The organism is Bacteroidota bacterium (assembly GCA_016706865.1).
In the GTDB taxonomy this organism is placed as follows: Bacteria; Bacteroidota; Bacteroidia; order Chitinophagales; family BACL12; genus UBA7236.
In genome coordinates this window covers 676,482-692,026 of sequence record JADJIS010000001.1, presented here as the reverse complement: position 1 = coordinate 692,026, position 15,545 = coordinate 676,482, and the positions used below count along the sequence as shown (strand labels likewise).

The 15,545-nt window shown below is 36.9% G+C and carries 12 protein-coding genes; 1 reads left to right on the top strand and 11 read right to left on the bottom strand.

Annotated elements, in window-relative coordinates:
* Positions 1-19 precede the first annotated feature (19 nt).
* The 4 genes from IPI31_02820 to IPI31_02805 all read right to left on the bottom strand — a co-directional run bounded on the left by IPI31_02820 (position 20) and on the right by IPI31_02805 (position 3,663).
* Positions 20-544: a hypothetical protein gene (locus IPI31_02820; protein MBK7566736.1), complete on the bottom strand. Its 525-nt coding sequence runs from the start codon at positions 542-544 to the stop codon at positions 20-22.
* 110 nt (positions 545-654) lie between these two features.
* Positions 655-1,089, bottom strand: coding sequence for a hypothetical protein (locus IPI31_02815; protein ID MBK7566735.1), 435 nt, complete (start codon positions 1,087-1,089; stop codon positions 655-657).
* Between the two features lie 5 nt (positions 1,090-1,094).
* Positions 1,095-2,282 carry a glycine C-acetyltransferase gene (gene kbl, locus IPI31_02810; GenBank protein ID MBK7566734.1) on the bottom strand — a complete coding sequence of 396 codons (1,188 nt, stop codon included), beginning with the start codon at positions 2,280-2,282 and terminating at the stop codon, positions 1,095-1,097.
* A 343-nt stretch (positions 2,283-2,625) separates the two neighbouring features.
* Complete coding sequence (locus tag IPI31_02805) at positions 2,626-3,663, bottom strand: S41 family peptidase (protein MBK7566733.1); 1,038 nt, start codon at positions 3,661-3,663, stop codon at positions 2,626-2,628.
* 133 nt (positions 3,664-3,796) lie between these two features.
* On the opposite strand from IPI31_02805, the gene IPI31_02800 reads away from it, so the two are divergent.
* A complete protein-coding gene (locus IPI31_02800; protein ID MBK7566732.1) occupies positions 3,797-6,976 on the top strand; it encodes a T9SS type A sorting domain-containing protein in 3,180 nt (1,059 codons plus the stop codon).
* 194 nt (positions 6,977-7,170) lie between these two features.
* Here IPI31_02800 and IPI31_02795 read toward each other — a convergent pair whose 3' ends face one another.
* From IPI31_02795 to IPI31_02765, 7 genes are all read right to left on the bottom strand, one after another.
* A complete protein-coding gene (locus IPI31_02795) occupies positions 7,171-8,814 on the bottom strand; it encodes a transglycosylase SLT domain-containing protein (protein ID MBK7566731.1) in 1,644 nt (547 codons plus the stop codon).
* 109 nt (positions 8,815-8,923) lie between these two features.
* Positions 8,924-10,366: an Asp-tRNA(Asn)/Glu-tRNA(Gln) amidotransferase subunit GatA gene (gene gatA / locus IPI31_02790; GenBank protein ID MBK7566730.1), complete on the bottom strand. Its 1,443-nt coding sequence runs from the start codon at positions 10,364-10,366 to the stop codon at positions 8,924-8,926.
* An 18-nt stretch (positions 10,367-10,384) separates the two neighbouring features.
* Positions 10,385-10,597 carry a twin-arginine translocase TatA/TatE family subunit gene (locus tag IPI31_02785; protein ID MBK7566729.1) on the bottom strand — a complete coding sequence of 71 codons (213 nt, stop codon included), beginning with the start codon at positions 10,595-10,597 and terminating at the stop codon, positions 10,385-10,387.
* A gap of 69 nt (positions 10,598-10,666) precedes the next feature.
* Entirely contained in the window at positions 10,667-11,980 is a 1,314-nt protein-coding gene (locus IPI31_02780) for a peptidoglycan DD-metalloendopeptidase family protein (protein ID MBK7566728.1), read from the bottom strand.
* On the bottom strand, positions 11,973-12,725 hold the full coding sequence (locus IPI31_02775) for a DUF4292 domain-containing protein (protein MBK7566727.1): 753 nt from the start codon (positions 12,723-12,725) through the stop codon (positions 11,973-11,975). Before IPI31_02775 ends, IPI31_02780 begins: the two co-directional genes overlap by 8 nt.
* On the bottom strand, positions 12,718-14,496 hold the full coding sequence (locus tag IPI31_02770; protein ID MBK7566726.1) for a tetratricopeptide repeat protein: 1,779 nt from the start codon (positions 14,494-14,496) through the stop codon (positions 12,718-12,720). The genes IPI31_02775 and IPI31_02770 overlap by 8 nt, the downstream gene beginning before the upstream one ends.
* Entirely contained in the window at positions 14,493-15,497 is a 1,005-nt protein-coding gene (locus tag IPI31_02765; protein ID MBK7566725.1) for a nucleotidyltransferase, read from the bottom strand. The genes IPI31_02770 and IPI31_02765 overlap by 4 nt, the downstream gene beginning before the upstream one ends.
* Between the last annotated feature and the right edge of the window lie 48 nt (positions 15,498-15,545).

Here is a 15,545-nt window from a genome sequence, read left to right as displayed (position 1 = left end):
TGATCTGCAAAAAAGGTTGTCAGGCAGATAATTTTTCCGGCGGCGGAGAGAATGGAAAAATATAATTTGAAGTTGGGATCTTACTATCCGTAAGATATAATATTTTACAGAAGGAATCTGATGCTGTAAGTTCCAATTCCTTTTCCACATTAAAATGAAAAACGTAAAAAGGAGCAAATCTGATTCCCGATCTGGAATTGAGATTTCTATCCTGATAAATGTGCTGAATATTGTTTTCCGCAATATCTTTTATCGTGTGTAACGTAATAGTACTATCCGAATTAATTTTGGAACCATAAATATCGTAGTGGTCACCATGATAAACAATTTCAGTAATTGTTTTTGATATTCTTCGTTTGGGAAGTTTATTAAATTCTGTTACATGAAGGGTTATAAAATTGCCTACAGAAACATCCGAGGAAATTGTATCCTCAGATCTTCTTGCCTGAACACGAACAAAATAGGTGGAACATAAATAACTCAACCCGCTGCCAGATATCAATAGCAATAAAAATACGAATATGGAAAACCATTTCCTTAACATATGCCTGACTGTAAAAATACTGGTATTGCCCTGATTTTTACAATATAGGGGATAAAAATTGTAAGGTTATTGTAAAATTGGTACAGAACGAATTGGTATTGAAGAATTTATCAATTCGATACTATTGTTACATCTTTTTGAGCAATATACCCATCCTTATTATATACAACAACATTATATCGAACACTATCTCCAACAATTGCACTGGCTGTGCCGGTAAAATCGTATTCAAACAATGCTGCTTCGGCGCTGGTCATTGTATATTCATAAACTACAGATTCGGTTCCCCCATTTGAAGACAATTTAATAATAAAATTGCTTAGGTCATCGGCATCTTTTAAGGGTTCATCATTGCCTCTTTCTGCAATAATACCAATCAGTACATCACTTCCAGTACTCATGGTTGTATCCTTGTGAACATAACCCGCTGTTGTTTTAAAAGAGAGGGAGGGAGGATTAAATCCCTCAACCGGACTTTGTTTGCAGGCAATAAAAAAAACAAAACAAATTATTACCGTGATATATATATTAATATTCTTTTTCATAAAAATTATTTTATAACTCCTAATTCTTTTCCAACTTTAATAAATGCATTTATTGCTTTGTCCAAATGATGTTGATCGTGACCAGCAGAAATTTGAATTCTGATACGTGCTTGTCCTTTAGGAACAACAGGAAAATAAAATCCGATCACATAAATTCCTTCTTCCAATAATTTTGCAGCCATGGTCTGACTCAACACTGCATCGTATAACATAAGTGGAACGATGGGATGTTCGCCTGGTTTAATATCAAAACCGGCTTCTGTCATTTTACTGCGAAAATATTTTGTGTTTGATTCTAATTTATCTCTTAATTCCGTTGTTTCGCTCAACAGATCAAGCACTGCTATAGATGCTCCGGTAATGGAAGGGGCTAAAGTATTGGAAAATAAATAAGGGCGTGAACGCTGACGCAACATTTCAATAATTTCTTTTCTTCCGGAAGTAAATCCACCACTTGCTCCACCTAATGCTTTTCCAAGTGTTCCGGTTATGATATCTATTTTTCCCATCACTCCCCGGTATTCATGTGTGCCTCTTCCGGTTTTTCCTATAAATCCACTTGCATGACATTCGTCGATCATGATCAATGCATTATATTTTTCGGCGAGTTCCACAATTTTATCTAATTGTGCAATGGTGCCATCCATACTAAAAACACCATCTGTAACAATAATTCTATTGCGTTGCGCTTGTGAAGTTATTAATTGAGCTTCCAGATCTGCCATATCATTGTTAGCATAACGATATCTAACGGCTTTACATAAACGAACACCATCAATAATGGAAGCGTGATTTAATGCATCAGAAATAATTGCATCTTCCTCATTAAAAAGTGGTTCAAATACTCCGCCATTTGCATCAAATGCTGCGGCGTATAAAATGGTATCTTCCGTTCCTAAAAAAGTGGAAATTTTTTGTTCCAGTTCCTTGTGAATATCCTGTGTGCCACAAATAAATCGCACCGAACTCATTCCGTATCCGTGACTGTCAACTGCTTTTTTGGCTGCTTCAATTACTTTTGGATGTGAACTCAATCCCAAATAATTATTCGCACAAAAATTGAGCACCTTGCTTCCGTTGGCAAGTGTGATATCAGCTGCCTGAGGAGATGTGATGATGCGTTCGTTTTTATAAAGACCGGAGTCTTTTATTTCTTGAATTTCTTTACTGAGGCGATCTTGTATTGTATACATAAATTTTAAATAATACTATTTTAAATAGGCAAAACAAATAATTCAACTCCTGATATACTTTTGAAATCTATAAATTCGAAAGGCATAAGAGGTATAAAATTACAAAAAAAATAATTTCGACAAATTAAATCTACCTGATTTGTGGTAAAAGACTACTTTAAGATGAGATTTCTTTTTTAAGCGTGCGTTTTTTGCCACGAAGGCACTAAGGCACAAAGGTTTCACAAATGAAAACATTTAATGAAGTGCTTTAATTTACCTCGTTTAATCAAACTACTTCGTGTAAACCTCGTGTCTTAGTGCCTTCGTGGCCAAAAGATTTTTTCTTCTTAAATTTAAATTATCACTCCTTATCCAACCACAATAACGCATTTTTTACCTTTTCATCCTGCAAAAGATCCTCAAAATTATCTCCACTTAAAATGTATCTGTCGGGCAATACGTTTTCATAATAAATATTTCCTTTTACATCGCTGTTAAATGCCGTGGATAGGTTCATGCTGAGTTGAGGTGAAAAATAGAAATAATTATTGCCTGTTGCATAACCCAATGCAGTATTTTCTCCTATAAAAAAGGTATTGGGTCGTTGTTTAAAGGCAATTGCCGTTACCTGACCCGAACTCGCAGTTATATAACTCAATAAAACTACTACCGGCATTTTATTAAATTTTGTTTCGCATGTATCTTTTGCGTAGGTCATTTGCCAATTTTCGCCAGCGGGGTTGCTAAAATAAAAATTATCATTTTTTATATTAAGATCAAATAACACTTCGCCTTTTCCATTTACTGTGCTTGCTATTTTTCCTTCCTCAAAAAAGCAACTTAATCCACCCAACATAGGATACATATTACCACCACTATTTAATCGCAGGTCGATGATACAAGAAGAAATTCCTTTATTCTTTAATACACAAATACTGTCTTTTATTTTTTGCGTGTAACTATCAGAATTTGCGCCAAATGCACTGATGCCGGGTATTTGTATATAACCGGTTTTTTCATTTAATACCGCTATGCGAATAATTCCATCCTCATTTTGTGTTCTTTTCAATAAAGGCATAACCTGCGCAGTCTCTACTACAGTAGCGGGATAATAATAATTGTATGTGTGATTATTATAGGTAATACTGCTGTGCACATCATTCATTTCTTCAAACACACGAACCAATGCAATAATACTATCCTGGTTCATTTTCGCTTCGGAAAGTAATTGATAAAAAAGTTTATCCGTTTTTTTCCAGTTTAATTTATCAGCATGAACCGATTGCGTTTTAATAATTTCATAAATGGAATCCGCAGGAATTTTTTGTGCATTTAAATCAGTATTAAATAATACTACCACCCAAAAAATACTTAATATTTTAAAAAAGACTGCTTTCATCCAAACAAATATATCACTTTGTATTGGTAAAATACACCTCTGATATTTCTCTTTACCTGCAACCATCTTTATGGAATTAGTTTCTTTTAAATCAAAAAACTTGTATTTTTATTACTTAAACCACAAAAGTTTTATGAAAAAACACATACCCTTTCTTGTATTACTTTTTATTTCAGGATTTATTTTCGGCCAGACATCCATTAGTGGTGTCATAAATATCAATACTGCCGTAGATTCTATTAATTATTGTTCCAATACCATTTATGTGGAATCTTCGACCGGATATTCAGTAGGCGACCGGGTTCTTATCATTCAAATGAAAGGAGCAACAGTGAATCTCACTAATACAGCCAGTTTTGGAAACATAACTTCGTATAACGAGGCTGGAAATTATGAATTTGGGACAATCGCCAACGTTTCAGGCACCGCAATTCAGTTGGAAAATACTTTATTAAGAACATACAACCCTTCGGGTTTGGTTCAATTGGTACGAGTGCCTGTTTATGCCTCGGCCAGTGTGGATGGAACTTTGAGCTGTGCTCCATGGAATGGTGCAACGGGAGGAGTTTTGGTTTTTGAAACGAATAGTTTGGTATTAAATGCAAATATTGACGTGTCGAATATGGGTTTCAAGGGTGGGGATGCCGGTAATTTTCCGGAAAGTTGCCCCACAGGTTTGGGCTCTTCCCTGTATTTTTCAGATACACTTTCTGGAAAAGGTGGTGAAAAAGGAGAAAGTATAGTAGTATTAACCAATGCATATCTCGCCTGCCGCGGAAAGGCTGCGAATGGTGGAGGTGGAGGAAACGATCACAATGCCGGTGCTGCAGGTGGTTCTAATGGTGCAGCTGGTGGATTGGGTGGAGAAAACGATGAAAGTGCGTTTTCTTGTCCAGGTAGTCCGGGTTTTGCAGGTGTTTTGCTTGATCAGACCATGGCTACAGATAAAATATTTTTAGGTGGAGGTGGCGGTGCCGGTCATGGCAATAATAACAACGGAACAGATGGTGGAAATGGCGGCGGAATTGTGATAATTCATGCGAATTCCATCGATGGCAATAATTTTTCCATCATTTCGAATGGTGAACTTGTTCCTGATCTTGCCTGGGGTGATGGTGCCGGCGGAGGTGGTGCCGGTGGTTCTATTTTAATTGATGCAAATACCGTTATTGAGACCTCTTTAATTGCTAAAGGAGGAAAAGGCGGTGATGCAGGTGCTCCCCAATGTACAGGACCTGGTGGCGGTGGTTCAGGTGGAGTAATTAAACATAGTGGAGCTGCAATTTGGCCAGGAGTAAGCACAGATCTTACAGGAGGTATTTATGGCACTTTAACTACAATTGGAAGCCCATGTCTCGGTGAAAATAATGGTGCAACTACCGGAGGAACAGGTATAATTATTTCATCTCTTCAATATGCAGAAAGTATAACACCTCATGTATCTGAATTTGCAAATGCAGGTGCTGATATAAATATTTGTGCAGGAAATTCTGTTGTTTTAAATGCAAGTGGAGGTGTTTCTTATTCCTGGTTTCCTACAACTTATTTAAGTGATCCATTTATTTCTAATCCAACTTGTACTCCGCTAACAAATATTAATTATTTATTGACCGTTACAAATGCAAATGGATGTATTGATACCGATACTTTACATGTGGAAGTATTTCCGGAAGTAATTGCAAATGCAGGTGACGATATAAATGTTTGCGCAGGTGCATCCACAACTTTAAATGCAACAGGTGGAATTATTTATAATTGGAGTCCCGCATTGTTTTTAGATAATGCATTTATTGCGAATCCCGAATGCACTCCATTATTTCCGATAACTTATACGGTAACTGTTACAGATGCAAACGGATGTTTTGCAACGGATGAAATTTCTGTTGGAATTATTCCTTCCGATTTTTTATCGGTGAGTGATGATATAGATATTTGTTCAGGAGGAACAGTTGAACTTTTTGCAAGTGGAGGAACAACCTATAATTGGAGTCCTTCAACATATTTAGATGATGCAACTTCTGCAACTCCGTTATGTAATCCATTAAGCGATATTACATATACTGTTACATCAATAAATGATGAAGGATGTACTGATATTGATTATGTAACAATAACAACAACAGTAGTTGATTTTTTAGTTTTGAGTGATGATATTTCCGTTTGTTCGGGAGAAAGTGCAACACTTTCTGCAAGCGGCGGAACGAGTTATGTGTGGAGTCCTGCAACATATTTGGACGATGCATTTTCTGCAAATCCAATTTGTACTGCTTTAACAGATATTAGTTATACAGTAACTTCAATTAATGCAGATGGTTGTTCTGATGAAGATATAATTAATGTTATTGTTGCTGTTGGAGATTTCGCAACTGCTAGTCCGGAAACAACAATTTGTGTTGGAACATCAACTGATCTTTTTGCAAGTGGAGGAACATCTTATTCCTGGAGTCCTTCTCTATATTTAGATGATGCAACATCATCAACTCCTACATGCACACCATTAAGTGATATTACTTATTATGTAAGTGTTACCAATATTTCTGGTTGTGTGGATGTTGATACGGTTGTTGTTTCTGTTTATCCTGCATTTACCGTTACGGCAGGACCTGACACAACGATGTGTTACGGAGGACAATTTAAATTATATGTAACAGAAGGAGAATCTTATTTATGGACACCGTCAACTTATCTTGATAATCCTACAATTGACGCACCAACTTGTAATCCATCCGTTAGTATAGAATATATAGTATATGTAACAGATATAAATGGTTGTGTGGGAAGTGATACTGTTTCCGTAATTGTAAATCCAACACCAACAATTATTGCCTCCGACGACATTTCCATTTGCAGAGGTGATACCATCACACTTTCTGTAAGTGGTGGTGTAAGTTATACATGGATGCCTACACCTGTTCCCGGTTGTGGAACCTGTGATTCAATTGATGTTTCCCCCGGGGAAACCACCAATTATGTTGTACAGGGAGTAGATGCAAACGGATGTATAGGATCAGATATGGTTTTGGTTACCGTTGATATTTGTAATGCTATAGAAAATACTTTAGCACAACAAATACATATTTATCCAAACCCAGCAAGTAATTATTTAAATATAAAATTACCAGATGAATTAATTAATGCGGATATTATTTTATATAATATTTTGGGGGAGATTATTCCGATTCAAATGGAAAGAAATAATTCAGGCTTAATAAATATTAATGTGAATCATTTGGAATCGCAACAAGTGATATTGCATATTATTTCGGAGCGGGGGGATTTTGTGAAGCAGGTGATGGTGATGAATGTAAAGTAATGAAGAATGAAGGAATGAACATCGAAGACCTCACAGGTTTTGGAAACCTGTGAGGTCTGTGGGGATTTGAGTTACGTTTCGTGAGACACTCTAAACCACGGTAGTTTGGAAATATCTTCATTTAACTTTCTCAGTGTAACTCAATAAAAAAGCCGGCATTTAACCGGCATTTTTTTATTTAAATAATTTCTTTATTAATTACTAACCAATTTAATTTTAGTCCCTGTCTTCAAAGTTTCATTATCGGATAGCCCATTTAACTCCCGTATTTTTTCAACACTATTTGTTGGATATTTTTGAGCTATTCCCCATAAAGTATCTCCGGGTTTAACGGTGTAATAAATTACTTCGCTGCTCACTTTCTTTTCGGCAGGTGCTGAACTTATCAGTTGAATATTTGTGAGTTTTTGTTTTTCAGATAAGGTCATTTTATTTATCTGCGCATATTGTTCTTCGTGTTGCGATTGAACCTGTAATTTTAATTTTTGTCCGGAAACAATTTTTGTGGAAGATAAATTATTCCACTTTTTAATTTCAGGAACTGTGCAGTCGAACCAATCGGAAATATAACCGAGATTGTCGCCTTTTTTAACTGTGTAATTTACGGTTACAATGTCGTCAGGATTTGTATTTTCTTTTGTTGCACTTGCAGTGGTATTTGTATCTGTTGTTTTTGCAGCAGTGGTAGTTGTTTTTGAGGCGGTAGTTGTTGTTTTATTTTTTGATGCATTAACCGCTTCTACATTTTTAGCAAGTGTTTCTGATTTTGCCACTTCTTTTTTCTCTAATGATGCATATAAAGAATCTTTATTTGCATAAAACATTGCAACCGATTTCATTGGCAAACGCAAAGGATATGGCATTGGTGCTCCCGGAATTGTTTTTGTTTTTAATGCGGGATTATTTAATGCAATTTCATCCGCAGTTAATCCCACATAAGCAGCCATTTGATCAATGGTCATTTTATGGGTGATCATAATGGTATCTGCAAGATTATAATCGTATCCAAAAGCTACGGGACGAATATTGTGTTCTTTGTGATATTCAAAAACATAACTTGCAGCAATAAACGCCGGAACATATCCGCGGGTTTCTTTTGGTAAATAGGTCTCGATATCCCAAAATGTTTTGTCACCACCGCCTGCTTTGCGTAATGCTTTATTCACATTTCCTGGTCCGCAGTTATAAGCGGCAATTGCCAAAAACCAATCGTTATAAATATCATGTAATTGTTTCAGGTATTTAACAGCAGCAATTGTCGCCAATTGCGGATCGCGGCGCTCATCAACATAGGTATCAATTTGCAAGCCCATCAATTTTCCTGTTCCATACATAAACTGCCACAAACCTGTAGCTCCTGCTTTTGAAACTGCATGTGTATTTAATGCTGATTCAATTATAGCAAGATATTTAAGTTCTATAGGCATATTATTTCTGTCGAGTTCGGCTTCAAACATCGGGAAATAAGTCTGGCTCAATCCCAACATATTGGAAACCTGTCCGCGGCGTCGCATACAATACAGATCCAGAAAACCCTGAACCGATTTGTTATAAGTATAAGGAATTGAGGAGTTGATTTTAGAAATACGTTCTGCATACACTTCCGGAGTAAATCTCGGGGTGTCGGTAGCTGCATATCCTAAAAGATCGTAATCTTTTTCGTTGAACTTCCACGCCGGATTGGTGGAATAAAAACTTTCAAACATCGAATCTATAGCATTGACACTCTCACTGGTGGAGTTCAACGTCAATTGATCGTTGGAAGAAGAATTAGAGACTTGTGCTTTCGCTACCCCTGCAAGCAAAAGGCATAATACGGTAATTCTGATGTAATGCATAGTTAATTCCCTGTAAATTTTAGTTAGGCTGTTACTAAAGGCTATAAAACTATAAAATTAAAGAAATATTGTGCTCACACACAATAAAAACCTTATCAACACCCAAATTTTAATAATTTTTAAGAATGTGTGATGTCACAGACATGAGGATGTCTTCTCTAAAGTAATTTGCCATAAGTTGTGCGCCAAATGGCATGCCATTGCTATGTCTAAATAAAGGGACGGTGATGGCGGGGAGGCCTGTAATATTTGCCTGAACGGTGAAAATATCCGCCAAATACATCTCGATCGGGTCAGTTGTTTTTTCTCCGAGTTTGAAAGCGGTGGTGGGTGTTGTCGGTAAAAGTATGAGGTCGTATTCGGATAAGGTCTTAACTGTGTCGTCACGAATTATCCTTCTTACCTTCTGTGCTTTCGTATAATAGGCATCATAATAACCCGAACTGAGCACAAAAGTTCCAAGTATGATGCGGCGCTGCACCTCTTTTCCAAAACCTGTCGACCTCGATTTTTTGATAACTGCCTCCATATCACCCGCTTGCATGTCACGAAACCCGTAATGAATGCCGGAAAAACGACTTAAATTAGAGCTAGCCTCAGCGGTGGTCAGAACGTAATAGGTCGGAACTAAGTAATCGAGTGATTTGAGGTCTTGTGGCTCAACTGTATGCCCTTCTGCACGAAGTTGGTCAATAAGTTTATACAAAGCTGAAGAGATCTCGGGGTCAATTTTGGGATTATCCAGCGTTTGAGGGTAGTAAGCGATTTTGAGTTTTGTCACAGGGGTATCTGTACTGTAATGCTGCGGTTTGTGGGTGGATGAAGTGCTGTCGTGGGCATCAAATCCTGCCATCACCTCCATCATCAACTGCATATCCTCAATATTATTGGTAATAGGACCGATCTGATCAAAAGAGGAGGCAAAGGCTACCAAACCGTAGCGCGATAAGCGTCCGTAAGTAGGTTTCATGCCAATTGTTCCACAAAAAGCTGCGGGTTGACGAATGGAACCACCGGTTTCAGAACCCAGACTCGCCATACAAAGTCCGGCCTGCACAGCAACGGCCGATCCGCCGCTACTTCCCCCTGAAACCCGGGTATTATCCATATCGTTCAACACAGGTCCGAAAGCTGAGTTCTCATTGCTGGAACCCATGGCAAATTCGTCGCAATTGCAGCGACCAATAATTATTGCATCTTCCTTGAGCAATCGCTCAATTACAGTAGCATTATATAAAGATTCAAAATCGTCGAGTATTTTGGAGGAAGCTGTGAGTTTTTTGCCTTTTATGGCAATTACATCCTTAACTCCAATCACCATCCCGAATAATTTACCAAGTGGTTTTTGGGAGATGATCCTGGAACCTATTTCATCTGCATTTTGCAATGCATCGTGTTCAAATAATTCTAAAAAAGCGTTGAGGTGTTTTTTTTCGCGGTTTACCTGTAAATAATGCTCTACAACCTGTCTGAGAGTAAACTTACCCGCACACAAATCAGCCTGAACATTCCTTAAACCGGATTGTAATAAAGGACCTAGATCTAAACTCATGGAAGGTAGGGAGATAAATTATTTATCTTCAGTCTTCTTAGGTTCATCATTAACGCCTTCGCGTATTTCGCGGCTAACGTTGTTTTTCGCATCGTTAAATTCGCGAATTCCTTTACCGATACCACGCATCAGTTCCGGAATTTTCTTTCCGCCAAAAAGTAGTAAAATAGCTAAAACGATTATTATCCATTCCATTCCGCTAGGCATTGCAAGTAATAACACAGTATTCATTTCTTGAACAATTTGATTATTAAAACAAAGGTAGCTGTTTTTTATAAGCGAAAACCACCTTTCTCAAATTTATTTGCTGATCCACAAGGCAGGATCCAGAATTACCGTGTTTTTCCAGATCTCCAGGTGCACCTCCGTCTTTCCTTCCTCAGGATCTTCCCATGCCGTACCAATTTTTTGTTTGGTGGTTATTTTGTCTCCTGCTTTTACTGTTACTTCGGCGATATTGGTGTAAACAGAGTAATATTCCCCGTGTTTTATGATGACACCTTTCTGAAATGCCGGGTTGAAAATGATATTTACTACTTCTCCGTCAAACACCGCTCTTACCGCTGAACCTTCCGCTGTGGCAATGTCAATCCCGTTATTTTCGATAATTACATCTCTTAAAACAGGATGTGCGTGTTTACCAAATCGTTCTGTTATCGTTCCTCGTTCGACAGGCCAGGGTAATTTGCCTTTATTTCCCTCAAAGTTTTTGGAAATTAATTGCATTTCGGGAGTGAGTCCGAGATTGACAGTTTTTGCTTCAGTTGTGGTTTTTTTCTCTGTGACCGGAGTTGTTGTTTTTGTTTCCGGACTGGTGCTTTTAGTTTCTTTCTCTTTTAATTTTGCGGCGGCAAGTGCAGCTGCTTCCGCTTTTTCTTTTTCCTTTCTGATCTCCTCCGCAATTACCGCCTGAATTTTTTTATTGAGATCAGTGGCATCTTTTTTCTTTTTATCAATTTGTTTTTTGAGATCTTTTTCTTTGGAAAGTAAAGTTTTTACCGTTTTATCCTTCGATGCTTTTTCTTCATCAAGTTTCTTTTTTTGTTGTTCTTCTTTTGTCAGTAAAACTACTTTCTCCTCTTTATCTTCCTCAATTGCATTTCTTTTATTTTTCAGTGTCTCACTAATTTCTTCAATAGCAGTTATCTGTTCTTTCCGGAAGCTGTGAAAGGAGCGTATATACTGCATTCGCTGGAATGCATCGTTTATGCTTTTTGCCGAAAAAATAAAATGGAGGGGTTTAAAATTTTCATCATTTAAATACGTGTAATAAACCATTTGGGCGTATTGTTTTTTCAATTCGTCCATATCGTTTTCCATTGCATTAATTGCGGTATTCGTTTCAGTAAGTTGTTTGTTTACACCGGAAACCTGTTGTGCAATATTGCTGATCACTTCCTCCCGCATATCAATTTTGCGATTCAATAATTTTAATTCGTCGAGAGAGTTTTCCTTTTTTTTCTTGGTAGTGGATAAAAGATCTTCTGCATCTTTAATTTCATCCTGCAATTTTTCGTATTTATTTTGCAGTGTTTTTTTATCACCGCTTTGTGCGGAAACATCGCTGTTGAAAATAAATAGAAGAATTAAAAGACTAAGAATTGGATTAATCAATCCGCTCGTACTTTGGATTAACGTTGAAGGTAAATTCAAAGGGCTGGTCGAAGGTGATTTTTGAGAATGCGATATTGGCTGTAAAATCATCTGTGGCATCTATTAAAATGGTACGTAAGAACGCAAATTGTCTCCCTTCTATTTTGTCGAACTCGGCATAAGTAAGGGTGAGCGTTCTTTTGTTCATTAAATCTTCGATAAACATACGCAGTATATCTACTTCGGGACTAAGCCAGATCGTGTTTTTATAAACACCCTTTTGCGCAAAGAGTACATATTTGTCGTCACTTACACCCTGTGTTAGCGTGGTATTATTATAAAAAACCGGATTTCCGCAAATAAGATTTTCCAGATCGGAATAGGTGATGGGTAATGAAAAGTTTGTTTCTATAAAAGAAAAACTTCTTGGAATGTATTGTTGATTTAAACGATCGAGTATTTTTATGGAATCTGGTGTTATCATCACCCGTGCTCCTTCAATACCCATTACACGCAGTGAAATTCCAATTACAGAATCTTTTAAAATATCTATCTGCGCATTTACACTTTGGCTTAAGTCTGGACCGGTAAGGTCGATATTGGCTTTAGCTGAGAAAGTTTTGTAGACAATATATTTTTCTAAAACCTTTGTATTAAGTTCTTCAACGGTAGTTTCTTTAACCTTATTGCCAAAAATATTTTTAGTGGTCTCGCACGAAGAATAGGAAAAGGCAGCTAACAGGAAAAAAGAAATAATTTTATTCATATAAGGTTTTATCGTTGATCTTTTTATCGATCAGATCGGAAGCGTCGCCGGCAGCTTTTGCTTTGATCCAATATTCCACTGCCTGATCTTTATCTCCGAGCTGATATAAAATATCTCCATAATGTTCTAAAACCGTGCCGCTGTCTTTTCCTCCATGAGCTAATGCTTTTTCCATCCACAACTTCGCATCCTTATATTTTTTTTGTTTATACAATATCCATGCATAGGTATCTTCCAAAGATGCATTATCGGGAACTAATTTTATGGAAGCTGCCGACATTTCTGCAGCGCGTTCTAAATTTTCGTTGCGCACCGATAAAAAGTAAGCATAATTATTCAGCGTAAATGGATTATCGGGATTTAACTGCAAACTATTTTCAAATGCTTTATCCGATTCCACATAATTTTTTACATCATTATAAGCATTGCCAAGTTCCGTGAAAATGTCGGCTCTTAATTGTGTATTGGAAACCGTAAGAGGCAAACCTCTTTTTAATGTTTTTATGGCAGCATCCGCATCATTAATATTATTCAATGCAACACCATTAAAATAATATCCAAGGGGTTGGTTGGGATATAATTCTATGGCTGAATTAGTTACATTTTTTAACGAATCAAATTCTCTAAGATCGGAATAGATATAAAACATTTTTATCCATACGTCATAAATGTCACTTCGGATATTCAACGATTTATTATAGGCAGCAGCTGCACTGCGCAATTCACCGGAATAAAATAAAAAATCACCGCGCATGGCAAACGATTTTGCATCTTCAGGATGCGCTTCCACCAATAATTTTGTCCAGGTTAAAACGGTATCCTTTAATTTAAAATTTGGTTTGTCGAGTGAATCAACAAATAGAACGAGATAAAATATTTTTGTATCTATATTTCCCAATCCATTTGCAAATGCTTTATGCATCGTATTAAAATAGGCGTTTTCATCTCCCGCTTTTTTTTGAAAACTCGCTTTGCGGAATTGCAGATCAACATTACTGCTGTCGGTGAGCAACAATTTATCAAAAGTTTGTTGTGCAAGTTCAGGTTGACCGGCGCGTTCGTAATATTCACTTAAATAACGCAGATATCCGCTGTTGTAAGGATCTATTTCAATAAGTTTAAGAAGAGCTTCAATCGCTTTGTCCGGTTGATCGTTCATTGCATAAAGTCGCTGTAATTCAAAAAGAACAGATTCATTCTCACCCTCTAAAGCTAGAAGCCTTTGCATCGTTTTTATGGCATCTTCCTTTTTTCCCGCCTTTTCATAACTGTATGCTAAACGATAATAAACTTCCTCGCTAAATGCCTGATCTTTCAATATGTTTTCATATACCTCTGCAGCTTTGTCGAAAGATGCACTGTAAGATAAAATGTCGGCATACAATAATTGGTAATAAATATTTTTCGGTTCAAGTGCAACTGCATTTTTGATATAATTTTGTGCATCTCCCAACTGACCATATTTAAAATAAATAGTACTCAGTTGAAACATACTTGCAGTATTATTTGGATCAACTTTTAATATATCACCAAAAGCATTTACTGCTTTTTCAATATCATCGGTTGCGAGAAATTTACAACCATCAATATATAATCGTTCAATTTCTGCAGAATCAATTTTTCCCTCCCCTTTAGCAGAAAAAGTTTTCTGCGGCATTCTATTGGGTTCTGTATTTGTAGTTTGTGTTTTTTTAGTGCCGCTGCACGCGGATACCGTAAGTAAAAAAACTATGGATAATAGATAGAGTAAATTTTTAGTATTTTTTATCATGCCTGAGTACTGTAATCCCCTAAACTCAAATCCTCTGCCTTGCCCTCAACTGAAGCAAAACTACCAATCATGGAGTTGGAGATATTTTTTTCTGTAATAATAACGGAATTTTGTATGATTGAATTCCTTATTAACGAATTTTTAACTGTTGAGTTCTTTCCAATGGATACATGTGGACCCACTACGGAATTTTCTATCACCACATTTTCTCCGATATAACAAGGAGAAATAATTACGGAATTAACACATTTCACTGAATCTGCTACAAGTTTTTCACTGTCCTTTTTTAATTCGAGAATGCGCTGATTTGTATATACGGTTGCGTCTTTATTTCCGCAATCCAGCCACTCATCCACTTTGCCCGGACTAAATTTGTATCCTTTTTGTTTCATGCTTTCCAGAGCGTTGGTCAATTGATATTCCCCTTTTTCTTTAATATTATTGTCAATGAGATATTGCATTTCTTTGCGCAACAATTCTCCATCCTTCATATAATAAACTCCGATTATAGCGAGATCAGAAACAAAATGATCGGGTTTTTCAACAAAATTGGTGATGAAACCTTCATTATTGAGTTCAATAACACCAAAATTCTTCCAATTGTCCACTTTATTCACCCAAATAATGCCGTCGTTATTGGTATCTATCTTGATATCGGTTTTGAATAACGTATCTGCGAAGGCAATTATGATATGTCCGCTGATAGTATCTCCGGCGCACAAAATTGCGTGTGCTGTTCCCAGTGGTTCATCCTGATAACAGATCTTTCCTTTGGCTCCAAGTTCCTCGGCAATTTTAACAAGACCATCTTCCACTTCCTTTCCAAAACGACCAACTATAAAGGCGATCTCCTCAATTTTTTCATCGGTGGTTTGTGCTATATCTTCCACGAGGCGCTGTACTATTGCCTTTCCTGCAACAGGGATCAACGGTTTTGGCACAGTGAGGGTGTGTGGTCGCATTCTTTTGCCCATTCCCGCCATTGGAATAATAATATTCATATCTATCTATTGTTTTGGGCTGCAAAGATAAACTATCAACCGTTAGGC